The sequence below is a fragment of the Telluria mixta genome (assembly GCF_029223865.1).
Taxonomy (GTDB): domain Bacteria; phylum Pseudomonadota; class Gammaproteobacteria; order Burkholderiales; family Burkholderiaceae_D; genus Telluria; species Telluria mixta.
This window is the reverse complement of record NZ_CP119520.1, coordinates 3,127,911-3,148,953: the sequence shown is the minus strand read 5'-3', so window position 1 is coordinate 3,148,953 and position 21,043 is coordinate 3,127,911. Positions and strand designations below refer to the sequence as shown.

Genomic DNA, 21,043 nt, shown 5'->3' with positions numbered 1-21,043 from the left:
CGAGCTCCCGATTATTTCGCGGCGGCGACGGCCGCCACGAAATCCTTATGCGCCGGCATCACATCCACGCACCGCCCGATCACGCGCTCCGTATTGGCGAGGAAATCGCGCAGATCCCCTTCGCCCATCAAATCGACCAGCGGGTGGTAGCCGCCCGCTTGCACGCCCTGCCCGTGCAGCACCTGCTGCCAGCCGACCGGCGTAAACAGCTCCTCGTTCTCGCGCACGACCCGGCCATGGGCCTTGAACAGGTCGATCTTGCGGCGCAGCGTGTCCGGAATGTCCATCGTGCGTACATGGTTCCAGAATGGCGTGTCGGCGCGGGCCGTGGCGTGGTAGTGCAGGATGAGGAAATCGCGGATGCGCTCGACCTCGAAATCGCCCTGGCGGTTGAACTCGTCGATGTCGGGCTGGTGAAACCCCTTGTCCGGGAAAAAGGCCAGCAGGCGCGAGAGCGCGGACTGGATCAGGTGGATCGACGTCGATTCGAGCGGCTCCAGGAACCCCGACGACAGGCCGATGGCCACCACGTTGCGGTGCCACGCCTTGCGGCGGCGGCCGGCAGTAAAGCGCAGCAGCTTCGGCTCGGCCAGCGCTTCGCCATCCAGGTTATTCAGCAGGATGGATGCCGCTTCGTCCTCGCTCATGTGGCGGCTGGAAAACACGTGGCCGTTGCCCGTGCGGTGCTGCAGGCCGATGCGCCATTGCCAGCCGGCCGGGCGCGCATGCGCGATCGTGTACGGCAGCAAATCGCCCGACAGCGCGCACGGCACGGCCCAGGCGCGGTCGCACGGCAGCCAGTGGCTCCAGTCCTCGAAGCCCGCGTGCAGGGTCTGCTCGATCAGCAGGCCGCGGAAGCCGGTGCAGTCGAGGAACAGATCGCCCGTCACGACTTCTCCGCTGGCCAGCACCACGGACTCGATGAACCCGTCGTGCGGGCGCTGGCGCACCTCGACCACCTTGCCCTCGGTGCGGCGCACGCCGCGCGCTTCGGCGTAGGTGCGCAGGTAGCGGGCGTACAGGCCGGCGTCGAGGTGGAACGCGTACACGATGTCGGCCAGCGGCGAATTCGGCGCCTCCGGCGGTGGGCGCATGAACTTGCCCGCACGCGCGCCCATCCGGTTGATCGAATAGTGCTCGAGGTCGGGCGCGATCCCGGCCTGGTGGGCCTTGAGCCAGTACTGGAAGAAGTCGACGGTCTGCACGTCCTGGCCGAAGCGGCCGAACCCGTGCATGTAGCGCTCGCCCGGGCGGCTCCAGTCCTTGAATTCGATGCCGAGCTTGAATGTGGCCTTCGTCTCGCGCACGAACTCGTCCTCGTTGATGCCGAGGACGTCGTTGAACAGGCGGATCATCGGGATCGTCGATTCGCCCACGCCGACGGTGGAAATCTCGTCCGACTCGACGAGGCGGATGGCGAAGCGGCCCTGCAGCAGGCGCGCCAGCGCGGCGGCGGCCATCCAGCCGGCCGTGCCGCCGCCGACGATCACGATGTCTTGGAGAGGAGTCTGTTGCGTCATGGTCGTAGGATACAAAAAAAAACCCTTGCCGGCGCAAACCGGCAAGGGTGGGAGCATCAGCACAGGGCCGACATAGGAGACTTACATCTTGTAGTTCAGGCCGATCAGCACCGTGCGGCCCAGCGGGCGGTCTTCGATGACGTTATCCTTGGTCTTGCGATAACGGGTGAAGTGCGCGCTCTTGACGTTGTTCATCTGCACCAGCAGCGACAGGTTCTTCAGCGGACCGTCCTGGAACTCGTAGCCGAACTGCAGGTCGAGGACCTTGCCGCCGACGACGTAGGTCAGCTGGCGGTCGCCCGTGTTCTGCGTCACTTCGCCGATGAAGTCCGAGCGGTAGGTTTCGGCGGCGCGGGCCGAGAAACCGTTCTTCTCGTAGTACACCGTCAGGTTGGCGGTGCGCTTCGACAGGCCCGGCAGGTTCATGTTGCCGCCGCCGTTGTCCTGCGTCGTGTTCGGGATCGACACCGAGCTCGCGTTCTGCGCCACGTTGGCGACGACGCCGAAGCCGTCCAGGTAACGGGTCAGGACGTTCAGCGGCAGCGACGCGGCCAGCTCGACACCCTTGATATTGCCGCCCGTGCCGTTCAGCGGCGTGTTGTAGGTACCGATCGTGCTCGGCGCCTGGTACGAGGTCGGCAGCAGCACGGACGAGAAGTCGAACTGGCGGTCCGTGTTGATGATGTAGCTGTCGAGCTTGCGGTAGAACACGGCGGCGCTCACGTACGCCTTGCTGTCCCAGTATTTTTCATACGACACGTCCACGCCCTTGGCACGGAACGGCTTCAGCTGCGGGTTGCCGCCGCCGCCGGTGTAGTAGCCCTTCGACGCGTCGTAGCTGAAGCTGCCCGAGGCACGCATCTGCTGCAGTTCCGGACGGGCCATGATCTTTTCCAGCGAGAAGCGCAGGGACTGCTGGTTGCCCAGGTCGCCGACCAGGTTCAGGCTCGGCAGCACGTCGTTGTAGCTGGTGCCGTCGGTGACGGTCGCGGTCGGGCGGTGCAGGTCGTCCGTGCCCTGGTTCTTGTCCACCGAGAACGCGGTCGATTCCTGTTTGGTGTGCACGAACTGCAGGCCCAGCGCGCCGCGCACCGGGATGCCGGCGGCTTCGGTATCGATGCCCAACTTGGTGAACGCCGTGTCGACCTTCTCGCGCACCACCCAGTCCTTGTTGTAGATGTCCGGGTGCTGCTTCGGATTCACGTTGTAGACGTTGGCCAGCGCGGCGACCGGGTCGAAGCCGAGCACGGTCAGGCCGGTCTCGCCGACGCCCTGCGCGCTGCTGCCCGACGGGAACGGTGCCGTTGCGTAGCGGTCGGCGCCGCCCTTGATCGACAGCAGGCCTTCGACGAACGAACGGGTCTTGGAGCGGTTCGACACGTTCACGCCACCGGTGAACTTGCTGAAGAACCAGCCTTCAGGCAGGTCGCGCGACACGTCCAGGCGCACGGCGCCCAGGCGGTCGTACACGTGCGGGAACTTCACGTAGCCGGCCTGGGTTTCGGTACCGCCCCAGCCCTGCGGGTCGGTCAGCACGACGTTGTTCGGGTTGGTGAGATCGACGCTGCTGGTGAACGCGCGGCTGCCGCGGGCGAAGCCGATCGTGGTCAGGTTGTTGGCCGCGACCGAACCGTAGGTCTCGAGGTTGGTGCCGTTACGTTCGGCGCTGTTCCACGACAGGTCGAGCGACGCGGTCCAGTCCTGGTCGATCTTCAGCTTGTTGTTCCAGCCGATCGAACGGGTGACGTCGTTCCACACTTCGTTGTCGTTGCGGATGATCGGACGCACGTTGTTGATCTGGCCGCTCATCACGTCGGCACCCGACAGCGTGGCGTTGATCAGCTGGCTCGGCTTGTCGTAGGCGCTGGTGCCGGTATCGTTCAGCGGCGCCTGGAAGCCGACGTTGCGGGTGCTGCGGTCGTACTTCGAATAGAACAGGTCGACCGTGCTGGTGAAGTTGCGGCTCGGACGGTACTGGACCACGCCCATCAGGCCGTTGCGCGACTGGCGGTAGGTCTCGGTGTACGCTTCGAAGCCGGTGTACGGGATGTTGACGGTCTGGCCGTTGTACGTGGTCGTGCCGTTGCCCCAGCCGTTGAAGCGCGACGATGCCGGGCCCTGGCCCTGCAGGCGCGCGAAGCCGAAGGCGACGCCGACCTGGCGGTTCATGAACTGGTCTATGTACGAGAACGTGAAGCGGTTGCCGGTGCCCTTGTCGTATTGCAGGCCCAGGCCGCTCTTTTCGCGGCGGTAGTTCACGGCCATCGTGCGGCCCTTGAAGTCCAGCGGACGCACGGTCTGCAGGTCGACGGTGCCCGACAGGCCCTGGCCAATCAGCGCGCCGTCCGGCGTCTTGTACACGACGACGCCCGACAGCAGTTCGCCCGGATACTGGTCGAATTCGATCGAGCGGCTGTCGCCGGTCGACACCTGCTCGCGGCCGTTCAGCAGGCCCGTCGAGAAGTCGGGCGACATGCCGCGGATCGAGATGATCGATGCATTGCCGTGCACGTCGCGCTGCGTGGTCACGCCCGGCAGGCGCGCCAGCGATTCGGCGATGCTCTGGTCCGGCAGCTTGCCGATGTCTTCGGCGGAAATCGCCTCGACGATGGAGTCGTTGTTCTTCTTGACCGAGATGGCCGCCTCGATACCGCGGCGGATACCGGTCACCTTGACGGTCTGGACGCCCGTGGCGGCGTCGGCCTGGCTGGTCGTCTGCTGGTCCTGCGCCGACGCGGCGTGGCCGGTCAGCGCCATGAACACGGCGCAGCCTGCTGCGACCGGACTCAGTTTCCAGGTCTGCATACCCTTCGAAATCTTCATGTGTCCCCTCACCTAAATTCGCTATCTGTATTCACACCAGCCGCCTGTCGAAACACGTCGTGCCGACCCAGCGCTGGAGTCCGGAACGAATTTTGTATTAAAACTAGATATGCAGTCAACGGAACATGTAATTCCGCGAGCAAATTGGCATTTTCCCCACAGATTTCCGAAAAAATCTGCAATTTTGTCCGTAATTTAAGTACTAGAACGCGTATTTACTATGTAGTCGCGATAAAACTATGACATCTGCATGGACATGGGCATGTCCCGCGGATCGACGCTGTCACGGGGAGGCGGGGAAAGAGGAGGAAGGAACGAAACGGGAGGGGGACGGCGCGCGGGCGCCGTCCGGGTACTGCGATTACATCTTCGGCGCCTTGCAGTAGTCGGCGATGAACCGGTCATGGCCCGGCATGAAGCCGACGCATTGCCGGATCACGTCGGCCACGCCTTCCATGTAGTCGTGGATGCCCTCTTCCGACTGCACGTCCACGAGGGGGTGATACACGTCCGGATGGATGTTCTGCCCGGCGAGCACCTGCAGCCAGCCCACTTCCGTGAACAGTTCGCCATTGAAGCGCTGGATGCGTCCGTGGCTCTTGTACAGGTCGAGCTTTTCGCGCAGCGTGGCGGGAATCGCCATGTTGGCGCACGCCTGCCAGAAGTCGCTGTCGGTGCGCTGGTTGGCGTGGTAGTGCAGGATGATGAAGTCGCGGATGCGCTCGTAGTGGAAGCGTGTCAGGTCGTTGTAGGCATCGATGTCGACCTGCGCGAAGCCGCGGTCCGGGAAGAAGTCCAGCAACTGCTGCAGGCCCGACTGCACCATGTGGATGCTGGTCGACTCGAGCGGCTCCAGGAAGCCGCTGGCGAGGCCCAGCGCCACCACGTTCTTGACCCAGGCCTTCTTGCGCATGCCGGTGGTGAAACGGATCGGACGCGGATCGGCGAGCGGCTTGCCGTCCAGGTTCGCCAGCAAGGTAGCCGCCGCCTCGTCGTCGCTGATGTGGCGGCTGCAGTACACGTGGCCGTTGCCGATACGGTTCTGCAGCGGGATGCGCCATTGCCAACCCGCCCCGTGCGCGGTCGCGCGCGTGTAGGGCGTCGTCACGGCCGCCGATTCGCACGGCACGGCCAGCGCGCGGTCGCACGGCAGCCAGTGGCTCCAGTCCTCGAAGCCCGCATGCAGCGTCTGTTCGATCAGCAAACCACGGAAGCCCGAGCAATCGATGAACAGGTCGCCCTCGACCCGCTGGCCGCTCTCCAGCACGACGGCGTCGACGAAGCCGTCGTGCGCACGCTGGCTGACCTGCACGATCTTGCCCTCGATGCGCTCCACGCCGCGCGACTCCGACAGCTTGCGCAGGTGGCGCGCATACAGGCTGGCGTCGAAGTGGTAGGCGTAGGCGATGTCGGCCAGGGGCGAATTGCCGACGTCCGTGCGCGCCGGCATGAACTTGTTCGCCTTCGCCGCCATGCGCGTGATCGAGTACTCGTCCAGCGGGCGCGCGCGGCCGAGGCCACGCATCTTGTGCCAGTACTGCTCGAATCCGACCATCCACAAGTCCTGGCCGAGGCGCCCGAAACCGTGCATGTAGCGCTCGCCCTGGCGGCCCCAGTTGACGAACTCGATGCCCAGCTTGAAGGTGCCGTTGGTCGCCTTCATGAACTCGGCCTCGTCGATGCCGGCCACGGTGTTGAAGCGCTGGATCATCGGGATGGTCGCTTCGCCCACGCCGACGATGCCGATCTCGTCGGATTCGACCAGGCGGATGTTGTAGCGCCCGCGCAGCGCGGTGGCGAGGGCAGTGGCGGCCATCCAGCCAGCGGTGCCGCCGCCCACGATGACGATGGTATTCAGGAGAGGTGCGTTCATGGCTTCTTCAAATACGGTAAAGAAAAAACACCCCTGCGGACCTGGGTCGGCAGGGGTGTTCGCTTACATCCGTCGACGTCGACAGGATAGCTTAGAACTTGTAGCTTGCGCCCAGGCCGTAGGTACGGCCGAAGCGGTAGTGTTCCACTGCGACGTCCGGGGTGGTGTTGAAGCGGTCGAACGCGGCGTTCGTCAGGTTGTTCGCCGATGCGGTGATCGACAGGCCCTTGAACATGCTCTTGTCGTCGAAGTCGTAGGTCACCTGGGCGTCGATCAGCGTGCTGGCCTTGATGTAGGTCAGCTGGTGATTGTCCTGGAAGTCGGTGACTTCACCCAGGAAGTCGCCACGCTTCTTGGCCGCCAGCGATGCACGGAAACCGTTCGCTTCGTAGTACAGGCGGGCGTTGGTCACGATGTGCGACAGGCCCGGCAGCGAGACGTTGTTCGGCGTGTCCTTCGTGTTGCCCAGGCCGGACGACGGCAGGCTCAGCGAGCTCAGCGTGCTCGAGTAGTTCACTTCGAGGCCGAAACCGCTCAGGTACTTCGACACCATCGCGAACGGCAGCGAGACGGTGGCTTCCATGCCCTTGATGTTGCCGCCATTCAGGTTGGTCGGCACGGTCAGGATACCGACCGTCGAACCGGCGTACGGGCCACTGGTCGGCAGCGCCATGCCCGGCTGGTAGTAACCGGTCGTCTTGAAGTCGACTTCGGTGCCGTATTGCAGCACGTAGGTGTCCAGCTTCTTGTAGAAGCCGGCCACGGCCACGTAGCCCTTGGCGCCGTTGACCGAGAAGTATTTCTCGTACGACAGGTCGAGTGCCTTGGCGCGGAACGGTTCCAGCTTCGGATTGCCGGCGCCGCCGGACAGGCGCGGGCCGGTCGGGTTGCTGTTGTTCACGGTCACGCCGCCGCCCGGACGCATGTCGCTCATCTTGGTGCGCGACAGGGTCTTGCCCAGGCCGAAACGCAGCATCTGGTCGTACGGCAGCTCGAAGCTCAGGTTAATGCTCGGCAGGAAGTCGTTGTACTTCGCGCCGCCGCCGATGGCGTAGCTCGCGCAGGGCTTGCCCGCATCGCCGCAACCCGACGGATTGCCCGGCTGGACGACGACGCCCGACGACGACTGGTTGGTGCGCACGTACTGGGCGCCCGCGTTGCCGCGGTACGGGATGCCGAACAGTTCGCCTTCCAGGTTGCCCATGGCGTACAGCGTCGTGATGCGCTCGGACACTTCCCAGTTCTTGTCGGTCTGGATCGGCTGGTCCTTCTTCGGCAGCAGCGTGTAGACCGTACCGAGCGTGCCGGCCGGGTTGAAGCGCACGATGGGGATGCCGTTCGGGGTCACGCCCGTCTCGGTGCCCGGCACCGTGGCCGAACCGTACTGCAGGTTATTGATCGTCAGGTTGCCTTCGTCCGAGACGCGTTCCTTGTCGCGATTGCTGTGGTACACGCCGAAGTCGAGCGCGGTCACCGGGCCCCATTCGACGTCGCGCTTGGCGGACAGGCGGACGGCCTTCAGGTCGTCGGTCTGGTCGCCGACGGCCACATAGCCTGCCTGCGGGACGCTGCCGCCCCAGCCGTTCACGTCGGTCAGCACGTAGCGGCTGCGGTCGGTGAGGTTGGCGTTGACCTTGTAGGTCGGGCTCAGGTTGCTGGTGCCGTTGAAGCCGGTCCAGGAGATCGTGTCGAGGTCGGTGGCATTGCCCGGACGGCCGGCGGTCGTCTCGTAGCGGTCGGTGTGGTGCGTCACCTTCGAGCCGGACAGGTCGCCGGTGAAGGTCCAGTCGCCCGACTTCAGGCGGCTGTTGAGGCCCCAGGAGTTCAGCGTGTCGGCCTGGCCGACGATGTCGTTGCGCTGGACAGCCTTGTAGCCCGAGCAGGTGCCGGACACGGCCACGCCATTGACGATCTGGGCGTTCGAGAGGACGCCGGACGGGTCATAGCTGCCGTTGTTGCCGCAGACCGCGCCTTCCAGGCCGTTCTTGCGGGTGTCGTCGGTGAACTTGGAGTGGAACAGGTCGACCGTCGTCACGAATTCCTTGCTCGGACGGAACTGCACCACGGCCATCGCCGACTTGTTGCCCTGCGGGTCACGCTGCTTCACGCTCTGGAAGCCGCCCGGGACCTTGATGCTGTCCGAACCATTGTAAGCCGGCACGCCGACATCCTTCAGCGTCGGCGTCCAGCCGCCCCAGCCGTCGCCGCGGGTCTGGTCCGCGCCCGAGTCGCTGAACTTGACCAGGCCCAGGGCCACGCCGACGGTACGGTTGGCGAACTGGTCGATGTAGGTGATCGTGCTGCGGTAGCCCTTGCCGGTGCCGCCGCCTTCGGCTTCGTTCTTCTCACCGGTCCAGATGCGCTTGTAGCCGACGGCCACGGTGCGCTTGCCGAAGTCCAGCGGCAGCACGGTGCGCTGGTCGATCGTCGATGCGACGCCCTGGCCCATCAGCGTGGCGTCCGGCGACTTGTACACGGTGATCGTGCCCAGCATTTCTGCCGGATACAGGTCGAAGCGCACGCCGCGGCTGTCGCCGGCGGATGCCTGCTCGCGGCCGTTCAGCAGCGTGCCGTTGAAGTCCGGCGACATGCCGCGCACGGAGATCGCTGCGGCGCGGCCCGTCGACGGGTCGCGCTGCGCGGTCACGCCCGGCAGGCGCGAGATCGACTCGGCGACGGTCGCGTCCGGCAGCTTGCCGATGTCTTCCGCCGAGATCGCTTCGACGATGGAATTGGAATTCTTCTTGATGGAGATGGCCGCCTCGATGCCGCGGCGGATACCGGTCACGGTCACCTGGCTGACCGGCTTGCCTTCGGCATCCGTTGCCTGCGCGACGGTGGCGTCCTGGGCGTACACGTTGGTGCCGAGCGCCGACAGGAACACGACGCAACCGGCTGCAACCGGGCTCAGTTTGAACACAAGGGCGCCGTTGTTACGCGCATGCTTGCCATTAAAAGTCTTCATTTGTCCCCTCAAATCATCAGATCTCATTGTTTTTCCCGACGACGGCAGCGTGAGCCCGCACCCGGGAGCCAGAAAGCAAACGTTTTCTATAAGTACGTACGTTTCTTCAGGAATTCTGTATTAAAACTAGATTTCGTGTCAACGAGAGTTGCTCCTCATTACAGGAATGTAGGGGTTTTACGCAGTTTTGATTAAAAAACAGGCTTTCTCGTTGTATTCGAGCTACAGAACAGGTACGTTGGCCTTGTAGTCGCGCTACAAATTGGTTTCCTTGCACCATTTATCGACACGCCCACCCCGTTTTGGGGCGAATTCCCGTAGTAGCTTTACAGAACGTTGGAATTTGCCCACATATGGACTTGAATTCACTGTGGAAACATGTGTAGCAAAACTAGAGATTCGCGGTACTGAGTGCGTTGCTGCACTCAATCCTATGTAGTATTCTCCGAGCAATAATGTAATAAGCGCATTACTCTTGAGCAACAAATGAGTATATCGCTGTAGTTCGACTACGCCCCGGAGACCACAATGCGCATCCCTACCCGCCTCGCCGCCCTGCTGATCGGCAGCCTCTTCCTGACGGGCGCAGTCGCAGCACCCGCCGCCATCGACCACATGGACCCGCCGTTCTGGTGGACGGGCATGCAGGACCGTCACTTGCAACTGATGGTGCACGGCCCCGCCATCGCCGACCTGGAACCGGCCATCGCCTACCCCGGCGTGCGCATCGCAGCCGTTACCCGCGTCGCCAACCGCAACTACCTGTTCATCGACCTCGACATCGCGCCAGACACTCCACCCGGCGACGTCGCCATCGACTTCCGCGGCGCGCATCCCACCCGTTATTCCTACCGCCTGCTCGCGCGCAGCGCCGGCTCGGCCGAACGTAAAGGTTTCGGGAAGGCCGACGCCATCTACCAGTTGATGCCGGACCGCTTCGCCAACGGCGATCCAAAGAACGACAGCGTGCCCGCCCTCGCCGATAAACTCGACCGCAAGCTCGGCCACGGCCGCCACGGCGGCGACATCCAGGGCATCATCGACCACCTCGACTACATCGCGGGCATGGGCTTCACGCAGCTGTGGCCCACGCCGCTCGTCGAGAACGACATGCCGGCCGCGTCCTACCACGGCTACGCCGCCACGGACCACTACCGGATCGACCCGCGCTACGGCAGCAACGACGACTACGTGCGGCTGTCGACCGAAGCGAAGAAGCATGGCGTCGGCATCATCCAGGACGTCGTGCTGTCGCACATCGGCCTGAATCACTGGTGGATGAAGGACTTGCCGACGCCGGACTGGATCAACCACAACGACGGCAAGTTCGTGGCGACGATGCACCACCGGACGGCCGTGCAGGATCCGTACGCGTCGAAGGAAGACGCGAGCAACTTCACGACGGGCTGGTTCAGCCCTGGCATGCCCGACATGAACCAGACGAACCCCTTCGTCGCCAACTACCTCATCCAGAACAGCATCTGGTGGATCGAGTACGCGGGCCTGTCCGGCCTGCGCATCGACACGTTCGGCTATTCGGACGGCGCCTTCCTCGCGCAGTACACGCAGCGCGTGCTGGCCGAGTATCCGCACCTGAACATGGTGGGCGAGGAATGGAGCAAGCTGCCGCCCGTCGTCGCGCACTGGCAGCGCGCCCCGACCTCGATGCCCAGCATGATGGACTTCCCGCTGACGGAAGCGATGCGCACGGCGCTGTCCGACAAAAACAATCCCAACGTCTTCAACGACGTGTACGAGACGCTGTCGCTCGACGCCCAATATCCCGACGCTTCCAACCTCGTGCTGTTCGAAGGGAACCACGACATGGCGCGTTTGTACAGCGTCGTCGGCGAGGATGTCGACCGCTGGAAGATGGACCTCGCGTTCATCATGACGATGCCCCGCATCCCGCACTTCTACGTGGGCGACGAGCTCCTGATGACGAGCACCGTCGGCACCCGCGACGACAGCAGCTACCGCCGCGACTTCCCGGGCGGCTGGGCCGGCGACAAGGTCAATGCCTTCACGGGCACGGGCCTCACGCCGCGCCAGCGCGAGGCGCAGGACTTCGTGAAAAAACTCGTCAACTGGCGCAAGGGCGCGGCCGTCGTACACGACGGGAAGCTGATGCAGTACGGGCCCGAGAACAATACGTGGGTCTACTTCCGCTACGATGGCCGGCACAAGGTCATGGTCGCGTTCAATGCGAACGCGAAGGAAGCCGTGCTGCCGTCCGCGCGCTTCCATGAGATGCTGTCGGGCGTTGCGGCCGGGACCGACGTTTTGACCGGCAAGCGCTTCGACCTGGGCAAGGAGATCCGCCTGCCTGCGAAGTCAGTTGTCATCCTCGAACTCTGAACCACCCTACCGTCGTCCCCGCGCAAGCGGGGACCCATGCTGAAGGTCCGAAGTCAGTCAGCATGGATTCCCGCTTTCGCGGGAATGACGAGAAATGATTTAGCGAGCCACACACGATGAAAACAGCCCTCCTCGCCGCCGCCCTGTTCGCCCAATCCCTCGCCGCCGTCGCGGCGGAGGCCCCGCCGCTGCGCTACGACATCTACGTGCGCGGCGCCTTCAACGGCTGGGGCACCGACAATGTCCTCGTCCATCAGGGCAAGGGAATCTACCAGGCCGACATCCTCGTCAGCCCCGGCAACCACGCCTTTAAAATCGGCAGCAAGGACTGGGCCGCGGAGTGGGTCGCGAATCCGGCCGCCAGCGTCACCGTGAAACCGGGCGACGCCTATCCGCTCGTGACGGAAGCGGGACCGGAAGACTATCTGTTCACGAAGAAGACGGCCACGTTCCGCTTCCGCGTCGACGTGTCCGATCCCAAGCGTCCCGTGTTGACGGTCGCGCAGGTCGACACGCCCACGGCCGCCGCGGCCGCCGACCCGCACGCGGGCGCCGGTGCGACGGCCACCCTCACCTTCCCCACGTGGGACGGCAAGGAAGAATCCGCGCGCTTTTCCGTACGCGACCCGCAGGCGCCGCTGCGCAGCTACGCGCATTCGACGACGATGCAGTTGCGCGACCCCGGCCCGCAGGCGACGACGTACGAGGAAGACGCCGCGCTGCCCGTGGTTCGCAGCGGCAACCTCGCGTTCGATGCGCTGTTCGCGCTGGCCGGCCACGAGATGAAGCTGGATTCGGTAAAAGAGATCCGCGACGGGAACTACAACGGCGGCGCCGCGATCCCGTGCGACTGCTTCGAGACGGGAGAAAAGTGGCATTACGTGTGGACACGCGACCTGTCGTATGCGGCGGACCTGGGCCTCGCGATGCTCGACCCGCAGCGCGTGCGCAATTCTCTGCTTTTTAAACTGTCCGGCTGGCGCGCGGGCTTGACGAAGGCGCCGCAGGTCGCGGGCACGCCCGACGGCCTGCAGGTCGTGCAGGACACGGGCAGCGGCGGCAGCTGGCCTGTCAGCACGGACCGCATCACGTGGGCCTTCGCGGCCGAGGAAGTGCTCAAGACGCTGCCGGCCGACGAGCGCGCGGCATTCGCGACGCAGGCCTTGCACGCGCTGGCGAACACGATCGAGAACGACCGCATCGCCGCCTTCGACAGGACGACGGGCCTGTACACGGGCGAGGAATCGTTCCTCGACTGGCGCGACCAGACGTACGCGAAGTGGATCACCGACGACCTGGCGGCGATGGCCAGCAGCAAGGCGTTGTCGACCAACGTCGGCCACTACAAGGCCCTCACGCTCGCCGCGCAACTGGCGCGCGAACAGGGAGATAAAGCACGCGGCAAACGCTACGAGACCTGGGCGCGTGAACTGAAACGCGCCATCAATGCGCGCCTGTGGCTGGACGACGCCGGCATGTACAGCAGCCTCACGGCCCCACACTTCGACGGCGCCCCGCTGCACAAGTTCGACTGGCTGGGGCAGTCGCTCGCCGTCGTCACGGGCGTCGCGGACGGCGCGCGGGCGCAGAAGATCCTCGCCAGCTATCCGCACGGCCCGATGGGCGCACCCGTCATCTGGCCGCAGCAGCAGGACCTGCCCGTCTACCACAACCGCGCGATGTGGCCGTTCGTCACGGGATACGGCCTGCGCGCCGCCATCACGGGACGCAACGTCGCCGTCGCGGATGCCGCGTACGACACGCTGATGCGCGGGGCGGCGCTGAACCTGTCGAACATGGAAAACCTCGAGTGGCTCTCGGGCCAGCCGGTGCTGCTGGACGAGGCGCATCCGAACCTGATCGGCCCCGTCATCAATTCGAAACGCCAGCTGTGGTCCGTGGGCGCCTATCTCGGCATGGTGATCCGCGACGTGTTCGGCGTCTCGACCACGCGCGACGGCATCGAGGTGAAACCCTTCGTGACGGCGAAGCTGCGCGGCGGCGTGTTCGCGGGCGGCGACAGCATCGCGCTGTACAACCTGCGCCTGCAGGGCCGCGCCGTCAATGTGAAACTGCGGCTGCCGCCCGTGCCGGCGGCAGGCAGCAGCGGCTATTACGCCGTCGAGCGCATCCTCGTCGACGGCAAGCCGGCTGGCAGCAGCATCCCCTGGAGCGCGCTGGATGCGCACAGCGACATCGAGGTCCAGCTGGGCAAGCTGGTCGAAGGCAGCACCGCCATCCGGCGCGTGAACGCCGATCCGTATGCGGAAACGCCGGCCGTGTTCGGACCGCGCGAACCGCGCATCGAGGGCGTCGCGCGCGCGGGCGGGACCACGACGGTGACGATCGCGCCGGCCGACCGGCAGGCCGGCATCACGTACAACGTCTACCGCGACGGCAAGCTGGTCGCAGCGAACGTGCCGGCCGGCGCGTGGACCGACAAAGATAAAAGCGGCGCGGCGTGCTATGCCGTCGAAGCGCAATACACGGCGTCCGGCAACCGCAGCCACCACAGCGTGCCGCGTTGCGGAGGCGCCAGCGTGGCGATCGCCGCGACGGACCCGCGCGTGCAGGCCGGCGTGGCCATCGCGCCGGCCAACGCGCGCTTCGCCGAACCGCATCTCGCGAACTGGGGCCAGCCGGCCGACCGCTTTGCCGTGCGCGACGTGCGCGTGACGCAAGCCGGCGACTACGCCGTGCAGGTCCGCTATCACAACGGCGCCAACCAGATCAACCTGGGCATCAGCGGTGGCGTAAAATGGCTGGCGCTCAAGGATGAGTCGGGCAAGATCGTCGCGCAAGGCGTCGTGCAACTGCCGCACGCGCGCATCGAGAAGGCGAACACCCCGACCGTGTATTCGACCCCGCTGGCGGCGCGCCTGAAGGCGAACGTGGCGTACCGGATCGAGATGAGCGACTTCTACAACATGAGTTACCTGGACAGTAACCGCAGCTTCAGTGCGGCCGGCGGCGTCGACGGCCCGTCGAACCGCTTCGATATCTACGGCGTACGGCTGCTGCGCACCAACGGAATCAAATGATGAAACGACTCGCAATCGCGGCCGCCGCGACCATGCTGCTGGCACAGGCCCACGCCACCACCGTGCGCATCCACTACGCCGCCGGCAAGGAGACGATCCAGATCCGCGCCGACAAGGGCGCCGCCGGCTGGTCGCAGGGCGTGCCCGCGAAACCGGAAGGCGGTCCGCTGAACCTGTGGACGTTCACGTGGCCGGACGCGCTGGGCGACATCCAGATGAAGCCCACGCTGGGCGCGGACAAGGTATCGATCGGCGGCGTGTATAAACTCGCGGCCGGCAGCACGGTCGACATCTACCCGTTCTTCGGCCACCCGTTCGGCAAGGTGACGATCGTGAAGGATTTCGCGTCGCCGCAACTGGACAACAAGCGCGCGCTGCGCATCTATCTGCCGCCCAGCTACGGCGAGAACGCGGCGAAGCGCTACCCCGTGCTGTACATGCACGACGGCCAGAACCTGTTCGACGCGAAGACCGCATCGTACGGCGTCGAATGGGCCGTCGACGAGACGATCAACCGTCTCGTCGCGACGGGCGTGATGGACGAGGTGATCGTCGTCGGCATCGACAACACGCCGGAGCGCATCCCCGAATACACGCCCTGCTGCGATCCGAAGTACGGCGGCGGCAAGCTGAATGCGTACGACTCTTTCATCGTGGAGACGGTGAAGCCGTACGTCGACCGCACGTACCGCACCTTGCCCGGCAAGGAGACAACGGCGATCATGGGCTCCTCGCTGGGCGGCATCGCCTCGGTGCTGATCGCGCAGCGCCATCCGGACATCTTCTCGAAGGCGGGCGGCGTCTCCAGCTCGTTCTGGTGGAACAACGGGACACTGCTGGCGAAGGTGCCGGACCGCGTGCCGGTGAAGTTCTACCTCGACGCCGGCACGCGCGACGACGGCCTGGACGACACGACGAAGATGCGCGACGCCATGCTGGCCAAGGGTTACCGCGACAGCGAAGACCTGATGTTCTACAAGGCCGAGGGCGGGCGCCACAACGAGGCGTCATGGGCCGCGCGCGTGGACAAGCCGCTCACGTGGTTCTTCCCGTGGGGCTCGACCCGCCAGTGATTTAAGACGTTACCGGTGCCTGCAAGGCCTTGCGCAGGGGCGCGCGCGAGGTCGGGGCCGGGGCAGCCGCTCGGCCCCCATCGTCCGCCAGGCGGAACACGCCGACTGCCTCCGCCAGCGCCTGCGCCTGCTGCTGCAGGGCGTCGGCGGCGGCCGCCGCTTCTTCCACCAGCGCGGAATTCTGCTGCACGGCGCCGTCCATCTGGCCCATCGCGGTGTTGACCTGCGAGATGCCGTTGCTCTGGTGCGTGGCGGTGGCCGTGATCTCCGCGATGATGCCGGTCACGCGCTGCACGCTGTCCACCACGTCGCGCATCGTGCTGCCCGCTTCGCCCACGAGGCGCGTCCCCGCCTGCACCTTGTCCACCGAATCGCCGATCAGTGCCTTGATCTCTTTCGCCGCGCCGGCCGAGCGCTGTGCCAGGGTGCGCACCTCCGATGCCACGACGGCGAAGCCGCGGCCCTGCTCGCCGGCGCGCGCCGCTTCGACGGCCGCGTTGAGCGCGAGGATGTTGGTCTGGAACGCGATGCCGTCGATGACGCCGATGATGTCGACGATTTTCTTCGACGACGCGTCGATTTCGCCCATCGTGTCGACCACCTGCGCCATGGCCTCGCCGCCGCGGGTGGCGACGCCGGATGCCTCGTCCGCCATACGGCGTGCGCGGTCGGCGCTGTCCAGGCTGCTGCGCACCATCGACGTCAGCTGGTCCATCGACGCCGCCGTCTCCTGGATCGAGCTGGCCTGTTCCTCCGTGCGCGCCGCCAGGTCCTGGTTGCCCTGCACGATCTCGCCCGTCGCGACGGCGATGCTGTCGGTGCCGCTGCGCACATGCGCGACGATGCCGGACAGGCTGTCCTGCATGTGCCGCAGCGCGTCCAGCAACAGGCCGATTTCATCCTTGCGGTCGACGACGATGGGATGCGTGAGATCACCCGCGGCGACGGTGCGCGCGATGGTCACCGCGGCGTCGATCGGGCGCGTGATGCTGCGCGCCAGCCAGGTCGTGACGGCGACCGCCACGAGCAGCACCGCGGCGAAGGAGACAATGGTGAGGCGGGCCTCGGCCTGCTCGTTGGCTTCCTTCTCCTTGCGGATGGCGTCCACGGTCGCCTTCTCGTAAGCATGGATGTCGGCGACGATGTCGTCGATCGCCTTCGTCGGCGCGCGGTCCATGCCCTTGACCTGCTGGTCGACCAGTTTGTAGCTCTCCGGGTTTGCGCCGTCGTACGTCTTCAGTGCGGTGTGATAGCGGCCGTCCAGCTCGCGCAACGCCGCCTGGGCTGCATCCACCTTGTCCGTCGCGACACCTTGGGCGGCCAGCGCCGTCTTCAGCTTGTCGAGTTCAGCCAGGGTCGTCGCCGCGCTCTTTTCGAAACCGTCCCGGTATTTCGTGAACTCGGCAGGATCGCCACCCCGGATCAGGATATTTTTCCACTCCTGCACCTGGGTCTTGAATTCGACCTGGGCACCGCGCGCCACGTCCGCCGCCCGGGCCAGCGCTTCGATGCGGGCCATGGTCTCGGTGGCGCGCGCATTGCTGGCCTCCATGGCACGCCAGTCGTACAGGCTGATGAGCGTGATGACGAGCAGAAAAAAACCACCCAGCAGGGCCAAGCGGACTGAGATCTTGAGATTGTCGAGTTTCATGTTGGTCGTAATGGTCTGTACAAATGAAATGATGACCAAAAGAAACTGAAAAACCAACCATGTCGTTACATTTTGCGAAAATTCGTATCCACCAAGCAACGTTATCTGAGCTATTCGATATCGAGACTGTACAAATTGCTACCGGCATCGCCCGGCACGAGATGGACGAACCGTTCGAAGCGCAAGCCCATCTTGCGCAGCAGGCCGTTCGACGCGAGATTGTTGGGCGACGTGATGGCCAGCACGCGCCTGAGGCCCAGCGCGGGCGCGAGGGCCAGGACGGCCATGCCGGCCTCGTACGCATAGCCGCGGCCGCAGTAAGGCGCCAGGTAGGCGTAGCCGATGTCGACGCCGTCCAGCGTCTCGCGCTTGATCAGGCCGCACATGCCGATGGGCGCGCCGCTGTCCTTCAGTTCGACGACGTAGAGCGAGTGGCCGCGCACGTCCTGCATCGCGATCGGGCCCTCGAGCAGGGCCTGCACGGCGTCCTCGCGCGTGCGGATGCCGCGGTCGCCGATGTGCTCCAGGAAGCCCGGATCGTTGACGAGGGCGAGATAAAAGTCGGCGTCGTCGCGGTCGGCGGTGCGCAGGCGCAGGCGCGGGGTCGCGAGGATATCCACCGCCATCAGTCTTCGTCCGGCAGCGGCCAGCGCGCGGGGTCTTCCAGCAGTTTGTACATCACGTACGCATCGACGTAGCCGAGCCGGCGATGGCGGTACGACTTAGGCAGGGTGCCGACGATGGAAAAGCCGAGCCGCTTCCACAGGTGGATCGCGGGATTGTTCGTGCTGACGACGAAGTTGAACTGCATGGCCAGGTAGCCCTTGCGGCGGGCCTCGCCGATGCTGTGCTCGCCAAGCAGATGCCCCACGCCGACGCCCTGCGCGTTCGGACTGACCATGTACGACGCATTGGCGACGTGCGCGCCGCGTCCCACGTGGTTCGGCTGTAGCTTGTACATCCCGAGGATCCGCTCCTCGCCGCGCACCGCGACATAGGTTGACGCCTCGGGTGCGAACCAGTAATCGTAGGTATCTTCGCGGCTCGTGCCGGCGTCCTGGGCATAGGTTTCGCCCTCGGCCGCGTGCGCCTGGAAAATGGTCCACATAGCATTGAAATCAGTTTCAGTAGCTGGACGAATCTGGATATCTTTCACTGCGTGACCCGCTGGGATGGTAACGAAAGCGCAAGATTCTACCTTGGCTTTCGGGTGCACGGCTGCCGATCCGGTAACTGGACGTAGAAAATTTCCGTTGAATAAAGGTAGGAAAGACTTCGTGCCGCCCGTTACTGCCCGGCTTGCCTGGATCGTTCCAAACGGAAATCAACCGACGCCTCGCGACCCGGCAGATGCAGGGTCGCGCGCGCCGGTGGCGCCTCGCTGACGACCTGGCCGGCGCGCAGCACGAGCCTTCTTGCCGCGCGCAGGCGGATCGCCTCGACGGAGTCGCCCGCATCGAGCCAGACGAGGTCCGCGCGGCAACCCGGCGCGATGCCGTACCCCTGCAAGCCGAGGATGCGGGCCGGCGTCTCCGTGACGGCCTGGAAACACTGGCGCATCGCGGCCTGCCCCGTCATCTGGGCGACATGCAGGCCCATGTGCGCGACTTCCAGCATGTCGCCGGAACCAAGGCCGTACCACGGGTCCATCACGCAATCGTGGCCGAACGCCACCGGCACGCCGGCCGCCAGCAGTTCCGGCACGCGGGTCATGCCGCGCCGTTTCGGGTACGTGTCGTGGCGGCCTTGCAGCGTGATGTTGATGAGCGGGTTTGCAATCGCGGCCACGCCCGATTCCGCCATCAGCGGCAGCAGCTTGCTCACATAATAGTTGTCCATCGAATGCATCGACGTCAGATGCGAGCCGGCGACCTTGCCTTGCAAGCCCAAGCGCAATGTTTCGGCGGCAAGCGTCTCGATATGGCGCGACAGGGGATCGTCGCTCTCGTCGCAATGCATGTCGACCATCAGGCCCTGCTCCGCCGCGAATTCGCACAGCAGGCGCACGGATTCGGCGCCGTCGGCCATCGTGCGTTCGAAGTGTGGAATACCGCCGACGACGTCCACGCCCATCCGGATCGCGCGTTTCAAATTGTCAAACGCGGTCTTGCTGCGCAGCAGGCCGTCCTGCGGGAACGCGACCAGTTGCAGGTCGATGTAAGGCGCGACCTGGCGCTTGACGTCGAGCAGCGCTTCCACGGCGAGCAGGCGGTCGTCGCAGATGTCGACGTGGGTGCGGATCGCCAGCAGGCCGCGCGCCACGGCCCAGTCGCAGTAGCGCAACGCCCGTTCGACGAGCGCCTCCTGTGCCAGCTGCGGCTTCAGCTCGCCCCATAGCGCGATGCCTTCCAGCAAGGTGCCCGATTCGTTCACCCGCGGCAAGCCGTAGCTGAGCGTCGCATCCATGTGGAAATGGGCGTCGACGAACGGCGGCGTCACGAGGTCGCCGCCGACGTCGATCTCGCGCGCGCCACGTTGCGGCAAGGCGGGCTCGACGGCAGCGATGGTGCCGCCGGCGATGGCGATGTCGACCAAGCGGCCATCGGCCAGGGTGGCGTTGCGGAGAACGAGATCCATGCGCGGGGCTCCTGATCGGTTAAAACGCCATCAGATTACCACGGTGATCATCTTGTCAATGATATATATCAAACCACAATGCTGCACCGCAAGATTTCCTTATAAAAACAACATAGAATTCCCTTTTCATCCCGCATGAACCCCTTTACACTAGACTTATTGCAGTGCGTCATAAACCGAATGGTTACAACCTGAAAGACAAGGAACCCAGATGACTTCATTCTCCGAACAGTTGTCCGCCGTCCGCAAGTCCCAATGGGAAGCCCAGCTCGACGTGTTCCGGGCATTGAGCCAACGCGCACTCGACAGTGCCGAACAGCTGATTGCGCTCAACATGAAGACCTCCCGCGCGTCGGTCGAACAAGCCACGGGAACCTTCAAGCAATTGCTCGAAATTACCAACCCGCGCGACCTGATCGCCATCGGCTCGTCGGCCCAGGGTCAATGGCAGCAATTCTTTTCCTACGGCCGTGAACTGCTGGGCATCGCCGCCGGCACGCACGAGCGCAGCTGGAGCACGCAGGCGCCGCTGCAACTGGTGCCCGCCGCCACCGCGAACATCCCGACGTCCGTGCCGCAGATCCTGGAGCAGGCCGCCATTGCGACGGCTGAAGCCACGACCGTGAGCAGCGAGATCGCCCGCGCCGCGGCCGACACCGGCAGCGCGCTGGCCGAAGCGGCGCTGGATGCGGGCAAGCAGGCTGTCGCTGCCGTCGAAGCTGCGCCGGCGGCGCCGCAAGCCGAAGCCCAGAGCGAGCTGAAAGCGCCCGAACCGATCACGACCACCGTGACCGAAGCGGTGGCTGCGGAACCGGAAGCCCCGGCTGCCGATCCGGTCGAAACGGCCATCGCCGACGACGTGCCGCACGCGAAGGCCAAGCCGCTCGCGAAAGCGCTGAACAAGGTTGCACCGAAGCCGGCCGGCGCCGAGCATCCGATCGCATCGACCGTGCCGCTGGAAGCGGGGCCGCACGTGGAACTGCCGATCGTCACGCCGACCGAGAGCACGCCGCCGCTGCGCGTCGTGACCCACGGTGGCAAGACGTCGCGCACGCCGCGCAAGAAATAAGCGGTAGCACGGCTGCCTGCAAGCAGGTGGCAAACCTAGTAAATTAGCGGGCCTTGGCCCGCTTTTTCTTTTTTCACTCACCAACAACAAGAA

12 protein-coding genes are annotated in these 21,043 nt (G+C 65.0%); 4 read left to right on the top strand and 8 right to left on the bottom strand.

What is annotated here, in order from left to right; genetic code table 11:
- Positions 1 to 11: 11 nt before the first annotated feature.
- From P0M04_RS14025 to P0M04_RS14010, 4 genes are all read right to left on the bottom strand, one after another.
- Positions 12 to 1,520: a tryptophan halogenase family protein gene (locus tag P0M04_RS14025; RefSeq protein ID WP_259449871.1), complete on the bottom strand. Its 1,509-nt coding sequence runs from the start codon at positions 1,518 to 1,520 to the stop codon at positions 12 to 14.
- A gap of 81 nt (positions 1,521 to 1,601) precedes the next feature.
- A complete protein-coding gene (locus P0M04_RS14020; RefSeq protein WP_259449870.1) occupies positions 1,602 to 4,343 on the bottom strand; it encodes a TonB-dependent receptor in 2,742 nt (913 codons plus the stop codon).
- Between the two features lie 361 nt (positions 4,344 to 4,704).
- Positions 4,705 to 6,216, bottom strand: a complete 1,512-nt coding sequence (locus P0M04_RS14015; RefSeq protein WP_259449869.1) for a tryptophan halogenase family protein — start codon at positions 6,214 to 6,216, stop codon at positions 4,705 to 4,707.
- Positions 6,217 to 6,307: 91 nt separating this feature from the next.
- Complete coding sequence (locus P0M04_RS14010) at positions 6,308 to 9,181, bottom strand: TonB-dependent receptor (RefSeq protein WP_259449868.1); 2,874 nt, start codon at positions 9,179 to 9,181, stop codon at positions 6,308 to 6,310.
- Positions 9,182 to 9,709: 528 nt separating this feature from the next.
- On the opposite strand from P0M04_RS14010, the gene P0M04_RS14005 reads away from it, so the two are divergent.
- The 3 genes from P0M04_RS14005 to P0M04_RS13995 all read left to right on the top strand — a co-directional run bounded on the left by P0M04_RS14005 (position 9,710) and on the right by P0M04_RS13995 (position 15,653).
- Positions 9,710 to 11,539 carry a glycoside hydrolase family 13 protein gene (locus tag P0M04_RS14005; RefSeq protein WP_259449867.1) on the top strand — a complete coding sequence of 610 codons (1,830 nt, stop codon included), beginning with the start codon at positions 9,710 to 9,712 and terminating at the stop codon, positions 11,537 to 11,539.
- 116 nt (positions 11,540 to 11,655) lie between these two features.
- Positions 11,656 to 14,580, top strand: coding sequence for an MGH1-like glycoside hydrolase domain-containing protein (locus P0M04_RS14000; protein WP_259449866.1), 2,925 nt, complete (start codon positions 11,656 to 11,658; stop codon positions 14,578 to 14,580).
- Positions 14,580 to 15,653, top strand: coding sequence for an alpha/beta hydrolase (locus tag P0M04_RS13995; protein WP_259449865.1), 1,074 nt, complete (start codon positions 14,580 to 14,582; stop codon positions 15,651 to 15,653). Before P0M04_RS14000 ends, P0M04_RS13995 begins: the two co-directional genes overlap by 1 nt.
- Position 15,654: 1 nt before the next feature.
- On the opposite strand, the gene P0M04_RS13990 is transcribed toward P0M04_RS13995, so the two are convergent.
- The 4 genes from P0M04_RS13990 to P0M04_RS13975 form a co-directional block, all read right to left on the bottom strand.
- On the bottom strand, positions 15,655 to 17,304 hold the full coding sequence (locus tag P0M04_RS13990) for a methyl-accepting chemotaxis protein (protein WP_281042415.1): 1,650 nt from the start codon (positions 17,302 to 17,304) through the stop codon (positions 15,655 to 15,657).
- Positions 17,305 to 17,414: 110 nt separating this feature from the next.
- A complete protein-coding gene (locus P0M04_RS13985) occupies positions 17,415 to 17,930 on the bottom strand; it encodes a GNAT family N-acetyltransferase (RefSeq protein WP_259449864.1) in 516 nt (171 codons plus the stop codon).
- Positions 17,930 to 18,412 (bottom strand): GNAT family N-acetyltransferase, encoded by a 483-nt coding sequence (locus P0M04_RS13980; RefSeq protein ID WP_259449863.1) that lies wholly within the window; start codon positions 18,410 to 18,412, stop codon positions 17,930 to 17,932. The genes P0M04_RS13985 and P0M04_RS13980 overlap by 1 nt, the downstream gene beginning before the upstream one ends.
- 179 nt (positions 18,413 to 18,591) lie before the next feature.
- Positions 18,592 to 19,881 carry an amidohydrolase family protein gene (locus tag P0M04_RS13975; RefSeq protein ID WP_259449862.1) on the bottom strand — a complete coding sequence of 430 codons (1,290 nt, stop codon included), beginning with the start codon at positions 19,879 to 19,881 and terminating at the stop codon, positions 18,592 to 18,594.
- Between the two features lie 211 nt (positions 19,882 to 20,092).
- On the opposite strand from P0M04_RS13975, the gene P0M04_RS13970 reads away from it, so the two are divergent.
- A complete protein-coding gene (locus P0M04_RS13970) occupies positions 20,093 to 20,950 on the top strand; it encodes a phasin family protein (RefSeq protein ID WP_259449861.1) in 858 nt (285 codons plus the stop codon).
- Positions 20,951 to 21,043 lie beyond the last annotated feature (93 nt).